Source organism: Saccharopolyspora sp. NPDC000359, assembly GCF_040300525.1.
Classification (GTDB): Bacteria; Actinomycetota; Actinomycetes; order Mycobacteriales; family Pseudonocardiaceae; genus Saccharopolyspora.
Genome location: NZ_JBEPDU010000013.1, coordinates 21,952 through 45,688, shown reverse-complemented (window position 1 = coordinate 45,688; position 23,737 = coordinate 21,952). Strand labels below are relative to the sequence as shown.

The window sequence follows — 23,737 nt, the reverse complement described above, 5'->3', positions numbered from 1 at the left end:
CGAGCACGTGCGATCAGCCCAACCCGGCGCGACCATGTGCCGGTCGGCTCAGAGGTCCGGTCAGAGGAGTGCCACGGTGACGAATCCGCACCAGAACGTCAGCTTCCCCAGCAACGGGCGCACCGCGCACGGGTACCTGGCGACGCCGTCCGGCAGTGGGCCGGGCGTGGTGGTCATCCAGGAGTGGTGGGGGTTGACCGACCACGTCGCCGACGTGGCGAACCGGCTGGCCGCGGAGGGGTTCGTCGCGCTGGCCCCGGACCTCTACGGCGGGCACACCACCCACGACGGCAAGGAAGCCGCGCGGCTGATGAAGGAGCTGCCGGTCGACCGGGCGGCCCGCGACCTCGCCGGCGCGGTCGACTTCCTGCTCGGGCACGAGCAGGTGACGGGCTCGTCGGTCGGCGCGGTCGGGTTCTGCATGGGTGGGAAGTTCGCCATCGTGCTGGGCGCGCAGCAGGGCGACCGGATCGGCGCGGTGGTGCCGTTCTACGGCCTGCCCGCGGTGGACGAGACCGACTTCTCCGGGCTCACCGCGCCGATGCTGTGCCACTTCGGCGAGTACGACCGGACGATCAGCGTGGACCAGGTCGGGAAGCTGCGGGACGAGGTCCAGCAGCAGTCCCAGGTCCGCCCGCAGATCTACTTCTACCCGGCCGGTCACGCCTTCTTCAACGACCAGAACCCGGCCTCGTACCACGAGGACTCGGCCCGCACGGCCTGGCCGCGCACCCTCGACTTCCTCCGCCGCCACCTCAGCTGACCAGCCGAGGGGTCGCGATCGCCGATCGCGACCCCTCCGGTGGTCACTGCTGACCGGCGAAGCGGGCCGGTTCCAGCGGCGGGAGGCCGGACTGGCCGATCAGCCGCTGGGGGCGGAAGTCGGCCAGCAGGTCCTGCTGGTCACCGGTGAGCAGCTCCTGGGCCGCCAGGCGCCCCAGGAGCGGGCCCAGCGTGATGCCGCTGTGCGTGGCCAGGGCGTAGACCCTGCCGCTGCCGCTGAGGAACCCGGCGACGGTGAGGCCGTCGGCGGGCATCGCGCGCTGGCCGACCCGCAGGGACTCCAAGCTCGCGCCCTCGGTCCCCGCCAGCAGGTCGTTCAGGCGCTCGCACAGGACCCGGGCGTGGTCGCCGTCCGGGGACGGCGGGTTGGCCGGGTCCGCGTGCGCGTCGAGGTCCAGGCCCTGCACGATCAGCCGTCCCGCGCCGTCCGGGCGGACGTTGAGGTGCGGCGTGGTCAGGACCCGGTCCAGCCGGGTGGCGACCGGGCGGGTGTAGCCGAGCAGGCCGACCGTGGCCGAGCCCGCCGCGTCCGGGTCGGCCATCGGGACCCGGTACCCGGCCACCGCGGTGAGGGCCTCCGTCCACCGCCCGGTCGCGAGCACCACCGCGTCGAAGTCCGCGGTGCCGTCGCGCAGCTCGACCCGCGCCCTGCCGTCCACTTCGGACACGCCGAGCGCCTCGGCGGGGCAGCGGAGCTCGGCACCGCGCTCCTGCGCCTCACCCCACAGCCGGGCCACCAGCAGCGCTGGGAACACGTGGCCCTCGGTGGGGTAGTGGGCGATGTCGCGGACCCCGTCCGGGACCCGCAGGTCGGGAACCAGCTCGCGAGCCCGCGCCGGGGTGATCCAGTCCACCGGGTAGTCCCGCCCGACCAGCTCGGCGACCGATGCGGCCAACCGCTCAGCGCCCGCCGGGTCCCCGGCCCACTCCAGGTTCCCGGTGCGCACCAACCAGTTCGCGCCCGGCTCGGCGGCCAGCTGGTCGTGCTCGGCCATGCCCGCGGTGTTGAGGTCGTGGTACGAGCGCGGGTTCTTGCTGTGCGAGTTGGTCCAGGCGAACGACGTCCCGGTGGTCCCGGCCAGCGGAGCGGTCCGCTCGAAGACCGTCACCTCCGCTCCGGCCAGCGCCAACGCGCGCGCGGTGCTGGCCCCGAGCACGCCGAGACCGATCACGGCGATCTTCATGCTTCTTCCCTCACGAGTTCACTGCGGACACCTGCACTGGGCTTCCCCGGCGTGACGAGCGCGAACACCAGCAGCACCACCGCCGAGGCGCCGATGCCGTACACCGCGTACGGAACCGTGGTGTCGACCACCTGCGCCACGGCGCACCCGACGATGCCGGTGAGCATGCTGGCGATCGCGGCGGCCGGGGTGAGGCGGCGGCGCTTGTGCAGTGCGTAGCCGAGGAAGATCGGGGCGGCCAGCGCGGCCGCCGAGTAGGCGTAGGTGGCGACGAGCCAGGTCAGCGCCTTCGGGAACAGGATCGCCAGCACCGCGGCCAGGACCGACACCCCGACGGTGATCATCCGGGACAGCGCGACCGTCTGCCGCTCGCCCTGCTCCCGCCCCACGATGTTCTGGTACACGTCGCGGGTCAGGTTGGCCACCACGGACTGCAGCGCGGCACCGGTGGTGGACACGATCGTCGACACCAGGAACGCGCCGAAGATGATCACCAGCCAGGTCGGCAGCTGGGTCAGCAGCCAGCCCGCGGCGTCCTCCTCGTTGGTCAGGCCCGGGTTCATCGCGTGCACCGCCAGCCCGATGCACCCGGCGTAGACGCCGCCGACGAGCATGGTCAGGCCGGACAGGCCGAGCCCGCGGCGCGCGTCGGAGACCTTCTTGGTGGCGAAGACGCGCTGGTAGTAGAGCTGGTTGGTGAGCGTGCCGGGCAGGATCGCGGCGACCCACAGCCAGATCTGCTCCCAGCCGACCGCGGTGAGGCCCTCCCAGCCCCACAGCCGCTGCGGCACGGTCGCGGTGATCTGGCCCCAACCGCCCGCCAGGTGGACGGCGTAGGCGGCCACCCCGAGCGACATCACGATCATGAACAGGCCGAACACGAAGTCGGTCCAGGCCACCGAGGTCAGCCCGCCGGGCAGCACGAACAGCAGCGACGCCACCATGATCAGCAGGATCAGCACCGTCGGCGAGACCCCGGTGAGCTGCCCGAAGAGCTGCGCGAAGGCGACGAACTGGGTGGCCAGCCAGCCGAACGGCACCACCAGGGCGGCCAGCGCGGCGATCGCGGTGACCACCTTGTGCCGCCCGAACAGCTTGGTGATGATGTCCGGCACGGTGGTGAAGCGCTGCTGCCGCAACCACTTCGCGATCAGCATCAGCACGAGGAAGCCGACCAGCACGCAGCCCTCGTAGATGAACACCGACCAGCCGGACTTGTAGCCGATGCCGACGTGCGCGATGAGCACCCCGCCGCCGGTGGCGGTGGCGAACTGGGTGATGATCACCACGACCAGCGGTAGCGACTCGCCCGCCGACAACCAGTCCTGCGAGTCCCGCGCCTTCCGTCCGAAGTAGACGGACATGCCGATGCCGAAGCCGATCACCAGCAGGCTGGCGACGATGATGCCGATGATCTGTCCAGTGGATCCTGTGGGCATGGTTCGCCTCCGGTGGTCACGCGCGCGCGAATCGGTGGGGGGCCAGCTGGGTGATGTCGTGCTCGGTGCTCCCGCGCAGCGCGAGGTCGGCACCGATCTCGCCGAAGACCGGGGCGAGCTTGAAGCCGTGGCCGGAGAACCCGGTCATGACGGTGGCGTTGCGGTGGCCGGGCAGCGGGCCCAGCAGGGCGTGCTCGTCGGGGGTGAAGCCCTCGGCGAAGGTGCCGATGCGTACCGGGTGCGGGGTGACTCCGGGCAGCAGGCGCCGCGCGGCCTCCGACGCCGCCCGGGCGAACTCGGCGTCAGCGCTGCGGGGCAGCTCGTCGGGGTCCGCGAGGACGGGCCAGCCGAGGTGGTGCGGCACGATCTTGACGGAGACGCCGTCCAGTAGCGGGAAGCAGGAGAACCCGGCGTCCCGGTGGCGGCGGATCGCGATCGGCAGCCGGTCCGGCCGGTGCGCGGCGGGGTCGTGCGCGGCGAACCAGCAGGCGGTGATCCGCCGGACCTCGATCGGCAGCGAGCGCAGCGGTTCCAGGCGGTGCGCCCACGGGCCGGGCGCGAACACCACGTGGTCGACGTCGAAGGTCCTGCCAGTGCTGGTGATCCGCCACCCGCCGGAGGTCTCGGCCACCTCGGTGATGTGGTGGTAGGGCAGGACTTCCGCGCCCGCCTCGGCCGCGGCGCGCAGTGCGGCCTGCACCGCGGGTTCGGGACGCAGCACGCCCGCGTCCGGGTCGAGCACCATGACCTCGTCGTCGTCGATCCGGTGCTGCGGGAAGCGCTTGCGGGCCAGGTCGGCGTCGAGCACCTCGTGGTCGAGGCCGTGCTCCTCGGCGCACCGCCGCACCGCCAGGACGTCGGCGTGGTCGGCCGGACCGATCGTCAGGCCGCCGCACATCGTCAGCAGCTCGGCGCTCGCGGTGCCCTCCAACTCGCGCCAGAGCCGCCCGGCGCGCTGGAGCAGCGGGACGTAGTTCGAGCCCTCCTTGTAGGCGGTGCGGAAGATGCGGGACTCCCCGGCGGAGGCGCCGCGGTCGTGGCCGGGGGAGTAGGTGTCGAAGGCCAGCACGTCGGCGCCGCGCCGGGCCAGCTGCCAGGTGGTCGTGGCACCGATGACGCCGGTGCCGATCACTGCGACACGAGGTGCGCTCATGGTCGCTCCAAGGATGAGGGGAACGCAGGGTTTTTCGAGCAGGGGGCACCGCGGGAGGTGGTGCGCCGCTGCGCCGGTCCCAGGGGGCCGACCGGTGGATCAGGAGTGCGCTGGGGAGGGGATGGTCTGCTCGATGAAGAACTCGACCAGGTCCGGGCGGATGATGTGCCACATGGCTTCGGCGAGCTTGCCGTCGGTCAACCAGGTCAACCGGCGGAGCCGGATCACCGCACCGCCCGGTGCCAGGTGCAGGCGGGCCGCGGTGGCCTCGTCGAGCAGGACCGGGTCGACGTAGACCCGGGACTTGGCGGCGGGCACGCCTGTGCGGGCGAAGTAGTCGTGCACGGTCAGGTGGGCCAGGTCCTCGTCCAGCAGCCGTGGCGCCAGCGAGAACGGAACAGCGGAGAGCTCCACAGCGATCGGGTTGTCGTCCACGTCGAACTTCAACCGCCGCAGGTGGTTCACCGGCGCGTCGTCGGGCACGCCGGGCAGTTCGACGTCGGCATCGCGCGCCGGGATCACCGACGCCGAGTCCACGGCGTGCCGCCCCGGGATCTCCGGGCCCCGCAACGTCGGGTTCACCACGCGCAGCAGGTTCTCCTGCCGCGCCCCTTCGGCGACGAAGGTGCCTCGCCGCCGGTGGCGCTCCACCAGCCCGGCCTGGGCCAGCTCGGTCAGCGCCCGTTGCGCGGTCGCGCGGCTGACCGAGTGCTGCTGCTGGAGCTCGGCTTCGGTGGGCAACCGGCTGCCGGGCGGCAGCGCGCCGGAGCGGATCCGCTGCTCCAGTTCGGTGCGGATGCGCAGGTACGCCGGGGTTGCCATGAGGTGGAATCTAGCTGGCCGTCAATTGACCGGTCAATAGCGTTCTTGCGTGGTCAAAATGTGCCGAAATATGTACGGCCATAGTTGGCCTGGTAAGGCGAGACGGCATTGACATGGTGGGAGCGTCCAGGCAATGCTGACCTCCGATTGGCCGTACAAATCCGCGCGGCGGGAAGGAGAGCGGGTCGATGCTTCCGCTGGAAGGCGTGACCGTGGTGTCCCTGGAGCAGGCGGTCGCCGCGCCGTTCGCCACCCGGCAGCTGGCCGACCTGGGCGCGCGCGTGATCAAGGTGGAGCGCCCGGCCGGGGACTTCGCCCGCGGCTACGACACCTCGGTGAAGGGGCTGTCCAGCCACTTCGTCTGGCTCAACCGCAACAAGGAGAGCATCGTCCTGGACCTCAAGGCGGCGGCCGACCGCGAGGTGATGGACGAACTGCTGGCCCGCGCGGACGTCTTCGTGCAGAACCTCGCCCCGGGCGCCGCGGCTCGGCTCGGCCTGGGCGCGGAGCAGCTGCGGGCGAGGGACCCGCGGCTGATCGTGTGCGACCTCTCCGGCTACGGCAGCTCCGGGCCCTACCGCGACAAGAAGGCCTACGACCTGCTGATCCAGTGCGAGACTGGGCTGGTCTCCATCACCGGCACCCCCGACGGCCCGGCCAAGACCGGCATCTCCACCGCCGACATCGCCGGGGGCATGTACGCCTACACCGGCGTGCTCACGGCCCTCTACGAGCGCGAGCGCACCGGGCGCGGCACGGCTTTCGAGGTGTCGCTGTTCGACGCGCTGGGCGAGTGGATGGGCTTCCCGTACTACTACGGCTACTACGGCGGGACGGCTCCGGCGCGGGCTGGCGCGCGGCACGCCGCCATCGCCCCCTACGGGCCGTTCGCGGCGGGCGACGGGGGCCAGATGTTCCTCGGCGTGCAGAACGAGCGGGAGTGGGTGAAGTTCTGCGAGCAGGTGCTGGAGCGGCCGGAGCTGGCCACCGACCCGCGGTTCGACGCCAACCCGAAGCGGGTGGCGAACGTGTTCGAGCTGCAGGTCGCGGTCGAGGCGGTGTTCGCCTTGATGCGCAGCGCGGAGATCGAGCAGCGGCTGGAGCGGGTTGGCATCGCCAACGCCCGGATGCGCACCGTGGCGGAGTTCGCCGACCACCCCCAGCTGGCGGCGCGCGACCGCTGGCGCGAGGTCGACTCCCCGGCCGGTCCGCTGCGCGCCCTGCTGCCCCCGGTGACGGTGCCGGGCCGGGAACCGCGGATGGACCCGGTCCCGGAGGTCGGCGAGCACACCCAGGCCATCCTCGCCGAGCTCGCCGGCCACCCCGAACCCCCCCGCGACTGACCGGGTCCGCCAGCGGGGTGGTTCCGCGCCGTCAGATGTGGCGGCCGCCGGTGATCTCCAGGACACAGCCCGTCATGTAGGACGACAGGTCGGAGGCCAGGAACAGCACGACGTTGGCCACCTCGGCGGGTTCGCCGGCGCGCTGCATCGGGATCTCCTGGAGCTTGGCGTTCCAGACGTCCTCGCGCAGCGCGGCGGTCATGTCCGTGCGGATCAGACCCGGCTGCACCGCGTTGACCCGCACGCCCTTGTGCGCGACCTCCTTGGCCGCCGCCTTGGTCAGGCCGACGATGCCCGCCTTGGCCGCGCTGTAGTTGGTCTGGCCGACCATGCCGACCTTGCCGGAGATCGACGAGATGTTCACGATCGAGCCGCTGCCCTGCTCGCGCATCACCGCCGCCGCGGCGCGGGTGCCCAGCCAGGCACCCTTGACGTGCACGTCCAGCACCACCTCGAAGTCGTCCAGGGGCATCCTGCGCATGGTGGCGTCGCGGGTGATGCCCGCGTTGTTGACCATCACGTCCAGCGAGCCGAACTCGCCGGTGGCCGCCGCGACCGCCGCCTGCACCGCCGCCGGGTCGGTCACGTCGCAGGCCACGCCGAGCGCCGTGCCGCCCAGTGCCTCCGCGGACCGCGCCGCGTGGTCGCCGTCGATGTCGGCGAGCACCACCTTAGCGCCCTGCGCGGCGAAGTTCTCCGCGATCGCGAACCCGATCCCCTTGGCACCGCCGGTGATCACCACGACCTTGTCCTGCAACATCAACGAACCTCCACAGTGCTCGGACGAATTCCGTGTCACAGCGCGCTTCCCACGCCGAAGACCGCGGTGACCTGGCTGGACAGCACACCGCCGTTGCCGTGCGCGAGCGCCACCTCCGCGCCCTCGACCTGCCGCGCGCCGCACCCGCCGCGCAGCTGGCGCACCGCCTCGATGATGGTGAAGATCCCGTACATCCCCGGGTGGCAGTAGGACAGGCCCCCGCCGTTGGTGTTCACCGGCAGCTGCCCGCCCGGCGCGATGCGGCCCTCGGCGACGAACTCGCCGCCCTCGCCCTTCGCGCAGAACCCGAGGTCCTCCAGGAACAGGACCGGGTTGATGGTGAAGGCGTCGTAGAGCTCCACCACGTCGACGTCCCGCGGCCCGAGCCCGGCCATCGCGAAGGCCCGGCCACCGGACTCGACCGCCGCGGTGACCGTCAGGTCCGGCATCGCCGAGATGCTGCGGTGCGAGGTGGCCTCGCCCGCGCCGAGCAGGAACACCGGCTCGCCGGGCCGGTCCCGGGCGCGGTCGGCGCTGGTCAGCACCACCGCGCCGCCACCGTCGGTGACCAGGCAGCAGTCCAGCTTGGTCAGCGGGTCGCTGATCATCCGCGCCGCCAGCACGTCCTCGCGGGTCAGCGGGTCGCGCGCGAAGGCCACCGGGTTGAGCTGCGCCCACTGCCGCGCGGCCACCGCCACGTCGGCCAGCTGCTCGCGGGTGGTGCCGTACTGGTGCATGTGCCGGGCGGCGGCCAGCGCGTACATGCTGATCGGGTGGCGGGCCCGGTAGGGCGCCTCGTGCGGGTTGGGCTTGGACGGCGAGACCAGGCGCCCGCCGTCGGAGCGCTGGGTGCTGCCGTAGACGATCAGCGCCGTGGTGACCAGCCCCGCGTCGATCGCCGCGGCGGCGTGCAGCAGGTGCGAGACGAACGAGCTGCCGCCGATGGTGGAGCCGTCCACGTACTCCGGCCGGATGCCCAGGTACTGGGCGGTGTCCATGCCCGACATCGGGTAGTAGGACGAGGCGGTGAACAGACCGTCCACATCGGACTTGGCCAGCCCGGCGTCGGCCAGCGCGCGCACCGCCGCCTGCCCGACCAGGTCCAGCGGGGTCAGCCCCGGGGCGACCTGCCCGAGGTCGGATTCGGCCACCCCGACCACCGCTGTCCTGCCGCGCAACGTCATGACCGCTCCTCCCGGAACACCGCGACGGGCTGCCCGTCCTGCTCGACCACGGCCAGCCCGACCCGGGCCCCGATCAGCACCCGGTCGGCCGCGACGCCCTCGACCCGCGACATCATGCGGAAGCCCTCGTCGAGGTCGATCAGCGCGACGTTGTGCGCGCCGTCGCGGCCTCGCACCGCGGTCGTGGAGTAGACCGCCCCGCGCCCGCTGCTGCGCTGCCAGGACAGGGCGTCGCTGCCGCACCCCGGGCACAGCACGCGCGGCGGGAACACCGCCGCCGAGCACGCCTGGCAGCGCTGGAACCGCAGCTCGCCGGCGGCCAGCCCGTCCCGGAACACGACCTCCGGAGCCACCCCGGTCGGAGTCGTCACTTCACTCACTCCCTCTCTCCAGTGCTCGTGAGCGGCGATGGTCGTCAGAACCACCATCGCCGCTCACGAGTTCAGGACCGCCAGGCAATCCACCGCCACGACACCCCTGCCCACCTCGTCGAGCAGCAGCGGGTTGACGTCGAGTTCGGCGATGTCGTCGGCCAGGTCGTGGGCCAGCCAGGACAGGCGCACCACCGCCTCGGCCGCCGCGGCGAGGTCCCGCGCCGGCCTGCCGCGCACCTCGCCGAACAGGCGGCTGCCGCGCAGCGAGCGCAGCAGGCGCTCGGCGGCACCGGTGTCCAGCGGTGCGACGCCGACCTGGCTGTCGGCGAGCACGTCCACCAGCACCCCGCCGAACCCGACCACCACGACCGGACCGAACGCCGGGTCGTGCTTGATGCCCGCGATCAGCTCGGTGCCGCCAGCGGCCATCCGCTGGACCAGCAGCCGGGCCCCGGGGTCACCGGCTTCGCGGCCGATGGCGAGCAGTTCCGCCGCTGCTGAGCGGATCTCCGCGGCGTCGGTCAGGTCCAGCCGCACCCCGCCGAGGTCGGACTTGTGGCCGATGCGGTCGGACAGCAGCTTGACCGCCACCGGGCCGCCGAGGTCGTGCGCGGCGTCGACCGCCGCATCCGGTGTCGTGGCGGGGAACGCCCCGGCGCACGGGATGCCGTAGGCGGCGATCAGGCGGCTCGACTCGTGCTCGTCGAGCTGGGTGCGGCCCTGGTCGCGGGCGTCCTGGACGATCGCGCGCACCACGTGGTCGTCGATGTCGTCCGGCCGCTCGGGCGAGGGGAGCGGCGGGCGCAGGCTGAAGTCGGCCAGCTCGCCCAGCGCGGCGGCGGCCCGGCCGGGATCGGTGAAGCACGGGATGCCCAGCTCCTGCAGGTGTCGGCGGGGACGGCCGCTGCCCCCGGTCCACACCACCACCAGCGGGCGGTCGGTGGCCCGGTGCGCTTGCACGATGGCGTCGATCAGCTGCGCGGAGGCGTGGTCGGCGTTGCCCAGCAGCACCGCGATCATGTCCGTGCCCGGGTGCCGCACCGCGACGTCGAGGCCGCGGCGCAGCAGGTCCGGGTCGCTGATCAGCGTCGCGGTCAGGTCCACCGGGTTGCGCGGCGAGCCGTACTCCGGGATCACCTCGGCCATCCGCTGCTGCCACGCCTCCTCCCACGGCTGCACCAGCAGGCCGTGGTCGCTGGCCACGTCGGCCATCAGCACCCCGGCGCCACCGGACAGCGACAGCGTGCTCAGCCGCCGACCCCGGGTGCGCCGACCGCTGGCGAAGACCTGCGCGGCGTCGAGCAGCTGCTCCTGCCCGGTCAGCCGGACGATGCCGTGCTGGCGGGCGGCGCCGTCGAACACGGCGTCCTCCCCGGCCAGCGAGGCGGTGTGCGACTGGGCGGCGCGGGCCCCGGCCTCGGAGCGGCCGACCTTCACCACCAGGACGGGCTTGTCCAGCTCGTGCGCCCGGCGCGCCACCGCCAGCAGCTCCCGACCCCGGTGCACGCCCTCCAGGTAGGCCATCAGCACGCCGACCCCGTCGGTCTCCACCAGCCCGCCCAGCACCTCGGCCACCGACAGGTCGGCCTCGTTGCCGGTGTTGAGGAAGTGCGAGATGCCCAGCCCGGCGTTCTGCGCCGCGCTGAAGATGAAGGTGCCGAAGGCGCCGCTCTGGCTGACGAAGGCCACCGGTCCGTCGACCAGCTCCGCGACCTCGTCCATCGCGGAGGTGAAGGTCGGCATCGCGCGGTCGCGCAGGGTGAACATGCCCAGGCAGTTCGGCCCCAGCACCCGGATGCCGGTCTCGGCGACGACCTCGACCAGCTGCCGCTGCAGGTGCTCGCCGCGCGGACCGGTCTCGGCGAAGCCGGACGCGCCGACGGTCGCGGCCGGGATGCCGCGGGCGGCGCAGGCGCGCAGGCCGTCGACGACCTTGTCCGCGGGCAGCATGACCATGGCCAGGTCGATCTCGCCGTCGACCTCGTCCAGGTCGCGGTAGGCGGGCAGGCCCTGGACCTCCGCGCGCCGGGCGTTGATCGGCAGCAGTCGACCGGTGTAGCCGAACCGCTTCATCAGCTCGATCGGCCGCCCGGACAGCTTGACCGGGTTGTCCGAGGCGCCGAGGACGGCGATCGACCGGGGGTGCAGCAAGCGCTGGACCGCGGAGTTGGCGGCATCGGCCACGGGATCCTCCTCGCAGTGGGGTGCGGACGAAGTGCTCGGAGCCGGGAACCGCGTGCCTGGTTCCCCGGAGCTGCTGGGGACCGGTCAGGCGAACTGGCGCAGGAGCTGCTTGGCGATGATCAACTTCTGGATCTCGCTGGTGCCCTCGTAGATGCGGAACACCCGGGAGTCGCGGTAGAAGCGCTCCACCGGCACCCCGCGCATGTACCCGGACCCGCCGTGCACCTGCACCGCCCGGTCGGCCACCCGGGAGACCATCTCGCTGCAGAACAACTTCGCGCAGGACGGCGCCAGCCGGGTGTCCGCCCCGGAGTCGTACTCGCGCGCCGCCTCCAGCACCATCGACCGGCCCGCGTAGTACTCCGCCTGCGACTCGGCCAGCAGCGCCTGCACCAGCTGGAACCGGCCGATCGGCTGGCCGCCCTGCTCGGCCTCGGCGGCGAAGCGCACCGATTCCTCGACGATCCGCCCGGCCAACCCCGCGCAGATCGCCGCGATGTGCAGTCGACCGCGGGTCAGCGAGGACATCGCGGCGCGGAATCCGGTGCCCTCCTGCCCGCCGACCAGCGCCGAGGCGGGCACCCGCACGTCGTCGAAGAACACCTCGGCGGTGTGCGCCCCGGCCTGGCCCATCTTCGCGTTCGGCGGGCCGACCCGGACCCCGTCCAGCCCGGTCTCGACCAGGAACACCGAGATGCCGCCGTGCGCGTCCTCGCCGGTCCGCGCGAAGACCACCAGCACGTCGGCGTGCGGGGCGTTGGTGATGAACCGCTTCGCCCCGGACAGCACGTAGTGGTCGCCGTCGCGGACCGCCTTGGTGCGCACCGAGCTCGGGTCCGAGCCCGCACCGTCCTCGGTGAGCGCGAAGGAGGCGATCGCCTCCCCGGCGGCCAGCCGTGGCAACCACCGCTGCTGCTGCTCCTCGGTGCCGTGCTTGACGATGACCTGCCCGGCGATGCCGTTGTTGGTGCCGAACATCGACCGGAACGCCGGGACGGTGTGGCCCAGCTCCATGGCCAGCCGCACGTCCTCGGTCATCGACAGGCCGAGCCCGCCGTGCTCCTCCGGCAGCGCGAAGCCGAACAGCCCCATGGCCGCGGCGGTGGCGCGCAGCCGCTCCGGGATCGCGTCGGTCCGCTCGATCTCGTCCTCGGCGGGCACCACCTCGTCGCGGACGAAAGCGCGCACCGTGCGCAGCACGTCGTCGAACACGTTCGGATCCATCGCACCACCCATCACTCGTCGCCGACCTCCGGGCGCCTGCTGCGCTGGCAGGCGAAACCCGTTGGTGCACCGGCTCTTCCAGCGAGGCGGCGGCCGGGTCCGGCGAGCGCCGCACCGCGATCCCGGTACCTGCGAAGCTAGGTCACCGGTCGTGTTCCCGTCCAACACCAAAATCAGCTAGGTTTGATTCGGCTGCGTGACACAATGCGTGTTGACCTGGGCAGAGCCGCTCGCGGTCGGGAGGTCGGTGTGGAACTGCGCCACCTGCGGGCGTTCGTCGCCGTCGCCGAGGAGCTCAACTTCCGGCGCGCGGCGGCCCGGCTGCACATGTCGCAGCCGCCGCTCTCGCAGCAGATCAAGCGCTTGGAGCACGAGGTGGGCGTGCCGCTGCTGCGGCGCACCACGCGGCGGGTCTGGCTCACGGCCGCGGGGGAGGCGTTCCTGCGCGAGGCGCGCAAGACACTGGAGTCGGCCGAGGCCGCCCCGCGGCTGGCCCGGCAGGCCGCGGCCGGGGAGATCGGGGTGGTGCGGCTGGGGTTCAGCGGGCAGACCTCGTACCAGGTGATGCTGCTGATCGTGCGCAAGTTCCGGGAGCGCTACCCGCAGGTGCGGCTCGACATCGTCAGTCCGCTCTACGGCGGGGAGCTGGTGGACCGGCTGCACCAGCAGGAGGTCGACGCCGGGCTGCTGCGGCTGCCGGTGCCGACCGGGGGTCTGCGGGTGCGGGAGCTGGAGCAGCACCCGCTGGCGGCGGCCCTGCCGGAGCACCACCGGCTGGCCGGGCGCAGCGTCGGGGTGGCCGACCTGCGCGACGAGCCGATGATCAGCTACCCGACCAACCGCGGGTCGGTGGTCAACCAGCTGGTGCAGGCTGCCTGCCTGCACCACGGCTTCAGCCCGCGCTTCGTGCAGGAGGCGCCCGACACCCACACCATCCTGTCACTGGTGGGCGCGGGCTCCGGGATCGGCCTGGTGCCGACGACCGCGGGGCACCTGAAGGTGCCGGGCGTGGTGCTGGTGCCGGTGCACGACGCGCCGCCGGTCCCGCTGGCGCTGGTGTGGCGGGAGGACGACCCGAGCCCGGCGCTGGCCGGTCTGGTCGGCCTCCTGGACGAGGTCGCCGCCGAGCTCTGATCGTCCGTCCACTGTAGATCTTGCAGTGGAATTACGTTGGTGCGGCGGTGGTTCGCGGAGTGTGGCGCAGTCCACTCGCGTTCGGCGTAACCCCTGCCCGCCGGTCGCCGACATGCACGGTGGACAACCGGTCGACGCTGACCGGTCCGCACATCTGAACAAGGAGGTCTTTGGTGGCTGCCGACCGACCGGAGCGTCGGGCTTGGTGGATTTGGGGCGCGGCGGTGGTCGCCTACCTCGCCGCGGTGTTTCACAGGGGCAGCTTGGGGGTCGCCGGAACGCAGGCGCTGGACCGCTTCGACGTCGGTCCGGCCGCGCTGAGCGCGTTCACGGTCCTGCAGGTCGGCATCTACGCCGGCATGCAGATTCCCACCGGATTGCTGGTGGACCGCTACGGGTCCCGCCGGGTGATCACCACGGCGGTGGTGCTTCTCGGGACCGGGCAAGTTCTCTTCGCCGTCGCCGACACGTACACGGCGGGCCTGGTGGCCCGCGCGGTGCTGGGCCTGGGCGACGCGCTGATGTGGGTGAGCATCCTGCGGCTGGTGGCGTCGCACTTCTCCGCCCGCCGCTACGCGCTGGTGGCGACGGTGTCCAGCGCGCTGGGGGCGCTGGGTGGTGTCGCGGCCACGTTCCCGCTGGCGATGGCGCTGCGGAACCTGGGGTGGACGGCGACGTTCCTGCTGGTGGGCGCGCTGACGCTGGGCTATGCGGCGGTGACCAGCACGGTCGTCCGCGACGTCGCGCCGGGTGGTGCGCAGCCGCGCCGCGGCGGAGCGGTGTTCCAGCAGGTGCGGGACGCGTGGTCGGTGCCGGGCACCCGGCTGGCGTTCTGGACGCACTTCTGCACGATGTTCGCCTCGGGCGCGCTGACCCTGCTGTGGGGTTTCCCGTACCTGGTGAACGGCCTGGGGGTGCCTGCATCGACGGCGAGCGTGCTGCTCAGCCTGCTGATCATTGGCCAGGTCGTCGGCGGCCCGGTGGTGGGCGCGCTGATCGGCAGCCGACCGGAGTGGCGGATGTGGATCGTGCTGGGCTACCTGGCGGTCAACGCGCTGTCCTGGGTGGTGCTGCTGGGCTGGCCGCAGGGGCGGCCGCCGGTGGCGGTGATCGCGGCGGCGTTCCTGGTCTTCGCGCTGGGCGGCCCGGTCTCGTCGGTGGCCTTCGCCCTGGTGCGCGACTACAACTCGGTGCAGCAGGTGGGCACCGCGACCGGTGTGGCCAACGCGGGCGGCCACTCCGCGACGGCGCTGGGCGTGCTGTGCGTGGGACTGGTCCTGGACGTGGCGCAGGGCATGCCGGGGGGCTCGGAGTACCGGGTGGCGATGCTGGCCCTGGTGGCGCTGCTGCTGTTCGGCGCTTCCCGCACGGTCGTGTGGTGGCGCCGCGCTCGCGCGGAGGTCTTCGCCGCCGAAGCGCGTGGCGAAGGGGTTCCGGTGGTGCTCACCCGCCACCGCTGGGACCTGAGCACCCCGCGCCAGCCGGTCGCGGCCTGAGCGGAAGGTCGAGGGGGCCTCGGAGCGGTGCTCGGAGGCCCCCTCGCGCTCATGTAGTTGCCATGATCACCCGATCGGGGTAAGAACCTCCTCATGCTCAGGGGTAGCGCGGTCGGGCTCAGGGCCCGGCACGAGGACGACATCCCGGTCCTGCGGACCGAGCTCTACGACGACGTGGTCACCGGTTCGCGGGCCGAGGGTCGGCCGTGGCGGCCGATCACGCCCGGGTCGAACGACTCGCGGCTCGTGGTGGACGACGAGAACGAGCAGATCGTCCCGTTCTCCGTGGTGGAGCTGGCCGGTGGCGAGCTGGTCGGCACCGCGACGCTGTGGGGCATCGACAACCACCACCGGTCCGCGCACATCGGGCTGGGCCTGCTGCCGTCCGCCCGGGGCAAGGGCTACGGCACCGACGTGGTCGCGGTGCTGTGCCACTACGGCTTCATCGTCCGCGGTCTCAAGCGGCTGCAGGTCGAGACGCTGGCGGACAACGCGTCGATGCTGCGCTCCGCCGAGCGCAACGGCTTCGTCCGCGAAGGCGTGCTGCGGTCCTCGTCCTGGGTTCTGGGTGAGTTCATGGACGAAGTCGTGCTCGGACTCCTCGCCGAGGAGTGGCAGGCGGTCTCCACCGGCTGAGCCAGCCGTCCCGCGCTCGCGGAGTGCGCCGACGGCCGAGCAGTGCACTGTGGACAGGTACCGGGCCTCCTGGGCGGAGGTCACCCTCGACACCTCATCAGGGGGTGCGGCCCGCCAGGCGGAGCATCCGGTGCTGGCGGGTCTCGCCCTGCGCTCGGGGGGCGGGAGCGGCGAAGTGGCGTTGCGTGGTGTTCGGGTCGAGCGGGCCTTCGGCCACCCCGGTGTAGAGCTGCTCGAAGTTGGCGTCGACCCACTCGACGAGTTCGGGGTCGAGGTCCTCGGGGGCTCCGGTGGCGCGGGCCAGGTCCCAGGTGTGCACGACCGTGTCGGCGATCAGCAGGCCGAGCAGCTTGCGGCCGTCAGCCGGGCCGAAGGGGTAGTCCACGTCCCGGTCCAGCACCCCCGGTTCGGCGAAGGCGGCCAGGCACTCCTGCGCCGCGGTGCGGAACGAACCGACCGGGTCGTCGCCGAGGGTGTTGTGCTCGCGGATGGTCAGGAACTGGTCGCTGCTGCCGCCGCGCAGGAGCATCCGGTAGATCACGTTCGCCTGCACCAGATGGCTCACCAGGGCGCGCACGTCCCAGTCCGGGCACGGTGTCGGGGCGGTCCACTGCTCCGGGCCTACCTCGCCCACCAGGGCGGCGAAGTCCTCGTTGGTCCGGCGGAGGTGGTCGAACAGCACGTCGTCGGTATTGCGCATGGAACGATCATGCTGCGCGCGGGCCCCGGTGTCCGGCGGAAATCGGACACCGCGATCAGAGCACTGTGGACAGGTGCCAGGGGACGAACTCCTCCTCGCCGTAGCCGAGCTCCTCGCTCCGGGTCTGCTCCCCGGAGGCCACCCGCAGGATGTGCTCGAAGATCTGCTGGCCCATCTCGGGCACCGTCAGCTCGCCGTCGGCGATCACCCCGCAGTTGATGTCCATGTCGTCGCTCATCCGCTCGTAGAGCGGGGTGTTGGTGGCCAGCTTGATGCTCGGCGCGGGCTTGCAGCCGAAGGCCGAACCCCGGCCGGTGGTGAAGCACAGCAGCTGGGCGCCGCCGGCGATCAGCCCGGTGGCGTTGACCGGGTCGTAGCCGGGGGTGTCCATGAACACCAGGCCGCTGCTGGTGATCGGTTCGGCGTACTGCAGGACGTCGACGAGGTTGGTGGTGCCGCCCTTGGCCGCCGCGCCGAGCGACTTCTCCAGGATCGTGGTCAGCCCGCCCGCCTTGTTGCCGGGGGAGGGGTTGTTGTTGATCGAGCTGCCGTCGATCTGGACGTGCTGCTCCCACCAGGCGATCCGGTCCACCAGCTTCTCGCCGACCTCGCGGCTGACCGCGCGCCGGGTGAGCAGGTGCTCGGCGCCGTAGATCTCGGTGGTCTCGCCGAACACCGCGGTGCCGCCGTGCCGGACCAGCAGGTCCGCCGCCGCGCCGAGCGCGGGGTTGGCGGTGATCCCGGAGTAGGCGTCGGAACCGCCGCACTCCATGGCCAGCACCAGCTTGTCCGCGGAGACGGTCTGCCGCTGGTAGGCGTTGGCGACCGGCAGCATCTCCTCGATCCGCCGCACGCCTTCGGCCACCGTCTTCTTGGTACCGCCGAGCTCCTGGATGGTCATCGCGTGCACCGGCATGCCCGGTGGCAGCCGCAGGTCCTCGGTGAGGCTCCGGACCTGGTTGACCTCGCAGCCCAGCCCGATCACCAGCAGCCCGGCGAGGTTGGGGTGCCCGGCGTAGCCGCGCAGCGCGCGCCGCAGCACCTCGAAGCCCTCGTTGCCCTGGCCGCTGTGCCCGCAGCCCAGGGTGTGGGTCAGCGGGCAGACGCCGTCGACGTTGGGGTAGTCGTCCAGCACGCCGGAGGCCTCGATCCGGCGCGCGATCATCTTCGCGGCGGTCGCCGAGCAGTTCACCGAGGTCAGCACCGCGAGGTAGTTGCGGGTGCCGACCCGCCCGTCGGGCCGCACGAAGCCCCGGAAGGTGGCGCGCTGCGCGCTGGGCACGTACTCGGTGGGCACCACGTCGGCGCCGAAGGCGTGCTCCCGCTGGAAGTCCTGGTACTCCACGTTGTGCGTGTGCACGTGCTCACCGGCGGTGATCGGGCGCGAGGCGAAACCGATGACCTGGCCGTACTTGCGGACCGGCGCGCCGCGGGGGATGTCCACAGTGGCCAGTTTGTGGCCGCGGGGGACCTCGTCGGGCACCTGGACCCCGCCGTAGGCGCCCGGGGCCACGTCGGTGCGGGCGATCAGGACCGAGTCATCGGCGTGCAGGCGGAATCCCAGCTCATCCAGCGACGACAACCCGACCACCCTCACTTCGCGATCGTGAAAACACTTCTCACTGGTGAACCGATGCTAGGCAGTCGAACACCGGATGTCACGGCGAACCAGTACGCCGATCCGGTGGCAGCGGCAGCGGCCGCTTCAGAACAGGAACGCCATGAGCTGGATCGGGACCATGGCGATGACCGAGGCCGCCGAGACGGTCAGGGTCACCGACTTCAGCGCGCCGCGGGTGGTCTGCGGCAGCAGGGTCTGCAGGAGCCAGAAGGTGTTGCTGGTGGCGTGGATGACGAACAGCGAGCCCGCGCCCGCCGCCAGGGCGACGAAGACCGGGTCGATGCCCAGCATCGGCATCACCGGGCCCAGGACGCCCGCCGCGGTGATCGAGGCCAGCACCACCGAGCCGACGGCGATGTGCAGCACCGCCGCCACCGCCCACACCAGCAGCAGCGGGACGAGCGTGTTGGTGGTGAAGTAGTCCTTCAGCAGCTCGCCGAGCCCGACGTCCTTGACCGTCTGCGCCAGCGAACCGCCCACGCCGGTGAGGATCAGGATCTGCCCGCTTTCGTGGAACCCGCGCTTGAACGCCGCCTCGGTCTGCTCCGCGGGCAGCTTCCAGCGGGCGATGGCCAGCGCGCCGACCAGGCCGATCAGCAGCGCGATGACCGGGTCGCCGAGGAAGTCGACCACCGGCGAGCTGGCGCCCAGCATCTCGGCGATCGCGCCGAACGCGATCAGCAGCAGTGCCAGCAGCAGCGGCGACAGCGACAGGGCCAGCGGCGGGAAGCGGCGGTCGGACTCGGGCTCCACCTCGGCGACCGGCAGCTCCTCGGTCTCGTCCAGCTCGGGGTTCCACAGGCCGCGCCTGGCCAGCGCGGTGAACAGCGCCAGCGTGGTGATGATGGTGAACACGGCGGTGACGGCGCCGAAGAGGAACATCTTGCCGAACGGCAGGTCCAGCACCCCGGCCAGCGCCACCGCACCCACGCCGGGCACCACGAACACCAGGCCGACCTCGATGCCCAGCGCCATCGCCGCGCACATCCGCGCCGCGCCCTGCGGGCCGATCTGCCGGGACAACCGGCTGGCCAGCGGTGCGGTGATCACCAGCAGCACGTCGGCAAAGATCGACTGCAGCACGGTGCCGACGGTGGAGCCGAAGGCGTAGGGCAGCGTCTTCGGGCCGAAGAGGCGCACCAGCCGGTCCACCAGCTGCTCGATGGCGCCCAGCGAGGCCATCAGCGACCCCAGCAGCACGCCGAAGGCGATGAGCAGCCCCACCTCGCCCATCAGGTCGCCGAAACCGGTGGTGATGGACTTGATCGTCTGCTCCGGCCCCAGGCCCGACACCAGGCCCAGGTAGATCGCGCCGAGCACCAGCGCGATCGCCGGGCTGATCTTGACCCGGAGGATGAGCAGCACGACACCGACGATGGTGATCGCGGTGTTGGCGAAGACAGCGATGTCCGACATGGCGAGGCGTCCGATTCGTCGGGGCCGGCGCGCGACCGGCTCCAGTTCTGCTGCGGACGGGGCTGGTGCGCCGGGGACGAGTTGTGCTCAACCGGCGGGCGCGGTGGCGGACCGGCACAGCATACACACGGCCACCGGGCGATCAAGGCGGTGCTCGGTGGTTGTCGGTGCGGTGCGCGATGATGCCGGGCATGGGTGTGGCCAGCAGTCGGTTCCTGCGGATGGTCGAGCGCCTCGCCGAGGTCGAGCAGGGCGAGGGGCGGGACCACACGTCGTTCAGCGTGCACGGCAAGGGCTTCGGCTACTACTGGCCGCGCACCAGGACGGTCGGGCTGAAGCAGACCCTGTCCGAGCAGATCGCGCTGGTCTCCGAGCGGCCCGAGGTGTTCGAGGTGCAGTTCACCGCGGGCGGGTTCGGCTGGGTCGTGGTGCACCTGCCCAAGATCGACGCCGACGAGCTCGAGGAGCTGGTCTACGAGGCGTGGCGGCTGTCCGCCCCGGAGTACCTCGTCGAGGCCAACCCCCTGCGCTGACGCGTTTTCCTGCTGCGGTGCGTGACCGCGCCGGTCCTCCCGGTAGCGGGCACCGGAGCTCGCCTGCCCGAGTCGCGGAGCGGGTCTTGTGCGGGCGGATCCGGGCGGTTACGTTCGCTGCGATCAGTTTTGGGAAAGGTTTCCCAAATATTGGAAAACGGGGCTTGCGGAGGCGGACACCTCGCGGCCCGCGGGCGCGCACATCGCCCCACCACCGATCGCACGTGACAACAGGAGAGGACCCGATGACGACGTCCACCGGGCACGGCCCGCTGACCGGGGTCCGGGTCGTCGAGCTGGGCAACTTCATCGCCGCACCGACGGCCGGCCGGATCCTGGCCGAGTTCGGCGCCGACGTGGTCAAGGTCGAGCGCCCGCGCACCGGGGACGAGCTGCGCAGCTGGCGGCTGCACGGCGGTGACGTGTCGCTGCTGTTCCGCGCCATGGCGCGGAACAAGCGCTCGATCACCCTGGACCTGCGCTCCGAGCGGGGGCAGGACATCGCGCGGCGGCTACTCGCCGACGCCGACATCGTGCTGGAGAACTTCCGGCCCGGCACCCTCGAGAAGTGGGGCCTGGGTCCGGCGGAGATCCGCGCGGTCAACCCGGCAGCGGTGCTGGTGCGGATCTCCGGGTTCGGCCAGACCGGCCCGTACCGGGAGCGCCCGGGCTTCGGCGGGGTCGCCGAAGCCTTCGGCGGGGTGCGGCACCTGACCGGTTACCCGGGCCTGCCACCGGTGCGCACCGGGGTGAGCCTGGCCGACTCGGTGGCCGGTCTCTACGCGGTGATCGGCGCTCTGATGGGGCTGCTCCGCCGCCGCGCCGGGCAGCCGGGGGAGACCGTCGACGTGGCGCTCTACGAGGCCATCTACTCCCTCATGGAGTCCTCGGTGCCCGACTTCGACGCCTTCGGCGTCACCCGGGAGGCCACCGGGCCGACGATCCCCGGCGTGGTCCCGTCCAACACCTACCAGTGCGCGGACGGCAAGTACGTGGTCGTCGGCGGCAACAACAACGCCATCTTCGACCGGCTGATGCGGCTGATCGGCCGCCCCGACCTGGCCGAGGACCCGCAGTTGCGGACCAACATGGGCCGCGTGCGGCGCAGCGACGAGATCGACGCGGCGATCAACTCCTGGACCGCCACCGCGGACAGCCCGCGGGTCCTGGAACTGCTCGCCCAGGCGTCCGTCCCCAGTGGACCGATCTACGACGTGCCCGACATCGTGGCTGATCCGCACTACGCGGCGCGCGGCATGCACGAGCGCCACGCGGTACGCATCGAGCAGGACCAGACCCGCGAGGTCCTGTTCCCCGGCATCGTGCCCAAGCTCTCCGAGGAACCCGGCCGCACCCGCTGGCTCGGCCCCGAGCTGGGCGCGCACACCGACGAGGTCCTCGCCGAACTGGGCATCACGCCCGAGCAAACCGCCGAGTTGCGGGATGGAGGAGTGATCTGAGGATGGTGCTCATCACCGAGGTGTCCCTGCGCGACGGGCTGCAGATCGAACCGGTGGTCGTGCCCACCGCGGACAAGGTCCGGTTCGGCCAGCTGCTGGTCGAGGCCGGGTTCCAGCACCTGGAGGTCGGCTCGTTCGTCAGCCCGGCGCGGGTGCCGACGATGGCCGACACCGCCGAGGTCGTCGCCGGGCTCGCCGACCAGCCCGCGACGCTGCACACCCTGGTGCTCAACGAGCGCGGAGCGCAGCGCGCGGTCGAGGCCGGGGTCGAGAACGCCCGGCTGGTGATGTCGGCCAGCGAAGGCCACAGCGAGTCGAACTCCGGTGTCAGCACGGGCGAAGCGATGCAGCGGCTGGCGCGCGCCGCCGAGGTCCTGCACGACGCGGGCGTGCGCACCGAGGGCTGCATCGCGACGGCGTTCGTGTGCCCGTTCGACGGTGACACCCCGGTGGAGCGGGTGGTCCGGGTCGCCCAGCATTACGAGCGGATTGGCGTCGACGTGCTGCACCTCGCCGACACGATCGGCGCCGCCTCGCCCAGCGACATCACCCGCGCAGTCACCGCCGTGCGCGAGGTGTTCCCCATCGAGCGGGTCGGGCTGCACCTGCACAGCACCTACGGCATGGCCGACGCCAACGCCTGGGAGGCCTACCGCTGCGGCATCCGGCGCTTCGACGCCGCGCTGGGCGGGCTCGGCGGCTGCCCGTTCGCGCCCGGGGCCACCGGCAACATCGCCGCCGACGACCTGATCCACCTGTTCCACCGGGAGGGCATCGACACCGGCATCGACGTCTCGAAGCTCGGCGAGCTGCGCGAGCACCTCGCCGGGCTGGTCGGGCACCCGCTGCCGTCGGCGCTGGCGAAGGTGCCCGCGGTCCCCGCCGAGGTACGGCGCTAACCGATGGGTGAGCCGTTCACCACCGGCGTCGGGGTGCTGGACCGGTCCGTGGCGATCCTGGACTGCGTCGAGAGCAACCCGATGGGTACCAGCGAGCTGGCCCGAGCCCTCGGGCTGAGCGTGTCCACCGCGCACCGCCTGGCCACCGCGCTCGTCGCGCACGGCCTGCTGCGCCGGGACAGCGCGGGCTGCTTCCACCTGGGCCCCCGGTTCGCAACCTCCGAGCTGGCCGAGACCGCGCGGCCGGTGCTGGCGGAACTGGCTGTGGCAGCGGGGGAATCGGTGCAGCTGTGGGTGCGGCGAGCGGATCACCGGCTCTGCGTGGTGAGCATCGAATCGGCGGAGGAGCTGCGCGCCAGCCAACCCGTGGGCAGCCTGCTGCCGCTGCCCCGCGGATCCGCCGCTCAGGTCCTGCTCGGCGAGCAGACTCCGGGCGGGCCGGGCTGGGTGGAGAGCGTGGAAGCCCGCGCGCCGGGTGTTGGATCGGTCAGCGCCCCGGTCCGCCTGCACGGCGACACCGTCGCAGCGGTATGCCTCTCCGCCCCGACGCAACGCCTGCAACCCAGCCCGGGGCAGCGCTTCGGCGCCGAGGTGGTCGCCGCAGCGGCCCGCATCGAAGCCGCGCTGAAGAGCTGACTACTCCGCCGCTTGGCGGCGCACCATCTCGTTGATCCAGACCGGTGCGTACGGCGATGTGCAGTTCGGCGGGGTCGGGTAGTCCTTGAGCACCTCCAGCCGCTCACCGATGGCGAGCGCGCGGGCGCGGTGCTCGGGGTGGGTGATGCCCATCTGGGCCAAACAGCTGTTCATCTCCCACTGCAAGCGGTCCGGGGCGTGCTTCATCTCCGCCTCGATGACGTCGAGCAGCCCGGGGAGGTCGAGGCCCTCCGGCTTCTTGGCAACGCGGTCGGCGGTCAGCGCCCAACCGGCGCTGGCGACCACCGGGTCCGCATCGGCGAGCCAGGCGAGCCGCAGCTCCTCGGCGTGCGGGTTCTTCTTGACCACGTTGGTCAGCAGCCAGTCGTGCACCTTGGGGGTGCGCGCCTGGCGCAGCATCGCGTCCAGCTCGTCGCGCTCGAAGGCTTTCGGGCGGCAGATCAGGGTGCTCAGCAGTCGCGCCGCGGACTCCCCGGTCGCCCAGAGCTCACGCGCGAGTTCCGGCTGGGTCTTGAGCTGCTTCGCCAGGGCGCGCAACTTGGTGAGGTTCACGCCGTGGTCGTTGCCCTGCTTCTCGTTGACCGCGCGCACCTTCGGGTCCTCGAGCGCCGCCAGCTCGGCCAGCACCGCGGCCACCGCCGTCTCCGCCACCTCAACCCCCCTGTCCGTCGTGCCGGGGGAAGCTTACGGGAGTCCACGGTGACCCACCGTGTCCGGTTCCTGGGCATCGACCAC

At 72.1% G+C, this 23,737-nt stretch carries 22 protein-coding genes; 9 read left to right on the top strand and 13 right to left on the bottom strand.

Features of this window, described 5'->3' with window-relative positions; all coding sequences use genetic code 11:
* Window positions 1-76 precede the first annotated feature (76 nt).
* Entirely contained in the window at window positions 77-763 is a 687-nt protein-coding gene (locus ABT324_RS11090; protein ID WP_351174977.1) for a dienelactone hydrolase family protein, read from the top strand.
* A gap of 43 nt (window positions 764-806) precedes the next feature.
* Here the strand turns inward: ABT324_RS11090 and ABT324_RS11085 are convergent, their stop codons facing one another.
* From ABT324_RS11085 to ABT324_RS11070, 4 genes are all read right to left on the bottom strand, one after another.
* Window positions 807-1,967, bottom strand: coding sequence for an NAD(P)/FAD-dependent oxidoreductase (locus tag ABT324_RS11085; protein WP_351174975.1), 1,161 nt, complete (start codon window positions 1,965-1,967; stop codon window positions 807-809).
* Window positions 1,964-3,406 (bottom strand): sodium:solute symporter family protein, encoded by a 1,443-nt coding sequence (locus ABT324_RS11080; RefSeq protein WP_351174973.1) that lies wholly within the window; start codon window positions 3,404-3,406, stop codon window positions 1,964-1,966. Before ABT324_RS11080 ends, ABT324_RS11085 begins: the two co-directional genes overlap by 4 nt.
* Window positions 3,407-3,422: 16 nt before the next feature.
* On the bottom strand, window positions 3,423-4,559 hold the full coding sequence (solA, locus tag ABT324_RS11075) for an N-methyl-L-tryptophan oxidase (RefSeq protein ID WP_351174971.1): 1,137 nt from the start codon (window positions 4,557-4,559) through the stop codon (window positions 3,423-3,425).
* Between the two features lie 99 nt (window positions 4,560-4,658).
* Complete coding sequence (locus tag ABT324_RS11070) at window positions 4,659-5,381, bottom strand: GntR family transcriptional regulator (RefSeq protein ID WP_351174969.1); 723 nt, start codon at window positions 5,379-5,381, stop codon at window positions 4,659-4,661.
* Window positions 5,382-5,569: 188 nt separating this feature from the next.
* On the opposite strand from ABT324_RS11070, the gene ABT324_RS11065 reads away from it, so the two are divergent.
* Window positions 5,570-6,724 (top strand): CaiB/BaiF CoA transferase family protein, encoded by a 1,155-nt coding sequence (locus tag ABT324_RS11065; RefSeq protein WP_351174967.1) that lies wholly within the window; start codon window positions 5,570-5,572, stop codon window positions 6,722-6,724.
* 31 nt (window positions 6,725-6,755) lie between these two features.
* Here ABT324_RS11065 and fabG read toward each other — a convergent pair whose 3' ends face one another.
* The 5 genes from fabG to ABT324_RS11040 form a co-directional block, all read right to left on the bottom strand.
* On the bottom strand, window positions 6,756-7,484 hold the full coding sequence (fabG, locus tag ABT324_RS11060; RefSeq protein WP_351174965.1) for a 3-oxoacyl-ACP reductase FabG: 729 nt from the start codon (window positions 7,482-7,484) through the stop codon (window positions 6,756-6,758).
* Window positions 7,485-7,519: 35 nt separating this feature from the next.
* Entirely contained in the window at window positions 7,520-8,668 is a 1,149-nt protein-coding gene (locus ABT324_RS11055) for a thiolase family protein (RefSeq protein WP_351174963.1), read from the bottom strand.
* Window positions 8,665-9,039, bottom strand: a complete 375-nt coding sequence (locus ABT324_RS11050; protein WP_351174961.1) for a Zn-ribbon domain-containing OB-fold protein — start codon at window positions 9,037-9,039, stop codon at window positions 8,665-8,667. Before ABT324_RS11050 ends, ABT324_RS11055 begins: the two co-directional genes overlap by 4 nt.
* Window positions 9,040-9,102: 63 nt before the next feature.
* Complete coding sequence (locus ABT324_RS11045) at window positions 9,103-11,226, bottom strand: acetate--CoA ligase family protein (protein ID WP_351174959.1); 2,124 nt, start codon at window positions 11,224-11,226, stop codon at window positions 9,103-9,105.
* 84 nt (window positions 11,227-11,310) lie between these two features.
* Window positions 11,311-12,450 carry an acyl-CoA dehydrogenase family protein gene (locus ABT324_RS11040; RefSeq protein WP_351174957.1) on the bottom strand — a complete coding sequence of 380 codons (1,140 nt, stop codon included), beginning with the start codon at window positions 12,448-12,450 and terminating at the stop codon, window positions 11,311-11,313.
* A 249-nt stretch (window positions 12,451-12,699) separates the two neighbouring features.
* On the opposite strand from ABT324_RS11040, the gene ABT324_RS11035 reads away from it, so the two are divergent.
* The 3 genes from ABT324_RS11035 to ABT324_RS11025 all read left to right on the top strand — a co-directional run bounded on the left by ABT324_RS11035 (window position 12,700) and on the right by ABT324_RS11025 (window position 15,716).
* Complete coding sequence (locus ABT324_RS11035) at window positions 12,700-13,584, top strand: LysR substrate-binding domain-containing protein (protein ID WP_351174955.1); 885 nt, start codon at window positions 12,700-12,702, stop codon at window positions 13,582-13,584.
* A gap of 173 nt (window positions 13,585-13,757) precedes the next feature.
* Entirely contained in the window at window positions 13,758-15,080 is a 1,323-nt protein-coding gene (locus tag ABT324_RS11030) for an MFS transporter (protein WP_351174953.1), read from the top strand.
* Between the two features lie 93 nt (window positions 15,081-15,173).
* Window positions 15,174-15,716 carry a GNAT family N-acetyltransferase gene (locus ABT324_RS11025; RefSeq protein WP_351174951.1) on the top strand — a complete coding sequence of 181 codons (543 nt, stop codon included), beginning with the start codon at window positions 15,174-15,176 and terminating at the stop codon, window positions 15,714-15,716.
* 97 nt (window positions 15,717-15,813) lie between these two features.
* On the opposite strand, the gene ABT324_RS11020 is transcribed toward ABT324_RS11025, so the two are convergent.
* The 3 genes from ABT324_RS11020 to ABT324_RS11010 all read right to left on the bottom strand — a co-directional run bounded on the left by ABT324_RS11020 (window position 15,814) and on the right by ABT324_RS11010 (window position 19,453).
* Window positions 15,814-16,416, bottom strand: coding sequence for a TIGR03086 family metal-binding protein (locus ABT324_RS11020; protein ID WP_351174949.1), 603 nt, complete (start codon window positions 16,414-16,416; stop codon window positions 15,814-15,816).
* Between the two features lie 55 nt (window positions 16,417-16,471).
* On the bottom strand, window positions 16,472-18,007 hold the full coding sequence (locus ABT324_RS11015) for a UxaA family hydrolase (protein WP_351175126.1): 1,536 nt from the start codon (window positions 18,005-18,007) through the stop codon (window positions 16,472-16,474).
* Window positions 18,008-18,121: 114 nt separating this feature from the next.
* Window positions 18,122-19,453: a GntP family permease gene (locus ABT324_RS11010; protein WP_351174947.1), complete on the bottom strand. Its 1,332-nt coding sequence runs from the start codon at window positions 19,451-19,453 to the stop codon at window positions 18,122-18,124.
* Window positions 19,454-19,644: 191 nt separating this feature from the next.
* On the opposite strand from ABT324_RS11010, the gene ABT324_RS11005 reads away from it, so the two are divergent.
* The 4 genes from ABT324_RS11005 to ABT324_RS10990 all read left to right on the top strand — a co-directional run bounded on the left by ABT324_RS11005 (window position 19,645) and on the right by ABT324_RS10990 (window position 22,981).
* Entirely contained in the window at window positions 19,645-19,986 is a 342-nt protein-coding gene (locus ABT324_RS11005; RefSeq protein ID WP_351174945.1) for an MmcQ/YjbR family DNA-binding protein, read from the top strand.
* A gap of 245 nt (window positions 19,987-20,231) precedes the next feature.
* Window positions 20,232-21,446 carry a CaiB/BaiF CoA transferase family protein gene (locus ABT324_RS11000; protein ID WP_351174943.1) on the top strand — a complete coding sequence of 405 codons (1,215 nt, stop codon included), beginning with the start codon at window positions 20,232-20,234 and terminating at the stop codon, window positions 21,444-21,446.
* Between the two features lie 2 nt (window positions 21,447-21,448).
* Window positions 21,449-22,345, top strand: coding sequence for a hydroxymethylglutaryl-CoA lyase (locus ABT324_RS10995; RefSeq protein WP_351174941.1), 897 nt, complete (start codon window positions 21,449-21,451; stop codon window positions 22,343-22,345).
* Between the two features lie 3 nt (window positions 22,346-22,348).
* A complete protein-coding gene (locus ABT324_RS10990) occupies window positions 22,349-22,981 on the top strand; it encodes an IclR family transcriptional regulator (RefSeq protein WP_351174939.1) in 633 nt (210 codons plus the stop codon).
* Here ABT324_RS10990 and ABT324_RS10985 read toward each other — a convergent pair whose 3' ends face one another.
* Window positions 22,982-23,653, bottom strand: coding sequence for a DNA alkylation repair protein (locus tag ABT324_RS10985; protein ID WP_351174937.1), 672 nt, complete (start codon window positions 23,651-23,653; stop codon window positions 22,982-22,984). It lies immediately after the preceding gene.
* Window positions 23,654-23,737: the final 84 nt, after the last annotated feature.

Coding starts and splice junctions, on each gene's coding strand:
- ABT324_RS11070 (WP_351174969.1), bottom strand. CDS start 5,381: ATGGCAACCCCGGCGTACCTGCGCATCCGCACCGAACTGGAGCAGCGG.
- ABT324_RS10990 (WP_351174939.1), top strand. CDS start 22,349: ATGGGTGAGCCGTTCACCACCGGCGTCGGGGTGCTGGACCGGTCCGTG.
- ABT324_RS11085 (WP_351174975.1), bottom strand. CDS start 1,967: ATGAAGATCGCCGTGATCGGTCTCGGCGTGCTCGGGGCCAGCACCGCG.
- ABT324_RS11080 (WP_351174973.1), bottom strand. CDS start 3,406: ATGCCCACAGGATCCACTGGACAGATCATCGGCATCATCGTCGCCAGC.
- fabG (WP_351174965.1), bottom strand. CDS start 7,484: ATGTTGCAGGACAAGGTCGTGGTGATCACCGGCGGTGCCAAGGGGATC.
- ABT324_RS11040 (WP_351174957.1), bottom strand. CDS start 12,450: ATGGATCCGAACGTGTTCGACGACGTGCTGCGCACGGTGCGCGCTTTC.
- ABT324_RS11055 (WP_351174963.1), bottom strand. CDS start 8,668: ATGACGTTGCGCGGCAGGACAGCGGTGGTCGGGGTGGCCGAATCCGAC.
- ABT324_RS11065 (WP_351174967.1), top strand. CDS start 5,570: ATGCTTCCGCTGGAAGGCGTGACCGTGGTGTCCCTGGAGCAGGCGGTC.
- ABT324_RS11025 (WP_351174951.1), top strand. CDS start 15,174: ATGCTCAGGGGTAGCGCGGTCGGGCTCAGGGCCCGGCACGAGGACGAC.
- solA (WP_351174971.1), bottom strand. CDS start 4,559: ATGAGCGCACCTCGTGTCGCAGTGATCGGCACCGGCGTCATCGGTGCC.
- ABT324_RS11005 (WP_351174945.1), top strand. CDS start 19,645: ATGGGTGTGGCCAGCAGTCGGTTCCTGCGGATGGTCGAGCGCCTCGCC.
- ABT324_RS11020 (WP_351174949.1), bottom strand. CDS start 16,416: ATGCGCAATACCGACGACGTGCTGTTCGACCACCTCCGCCGGACCAAC.
- ABT324_RS11000 (WP_351174943.1), top strand. CDS start 20,232: ATGACGACGTCCACCGGGCACGGCCCGCTGACCGGGGTCCGGGTCGTC.
- ABT324_RS11010 (WP_351174947.1), bottom strand. CDS start 19,453: ATGTCGGACATCGCTGTCTTCGCCAACACCGCGATCACCATCGTCGGT.
- ABT324_RS10995 (WP_351174941.1), top strand. CDS start 21,449: ATGGTGCTCATCACCGAGGTGTCCCTGCGCGACGGGCTGCAGATCGAA.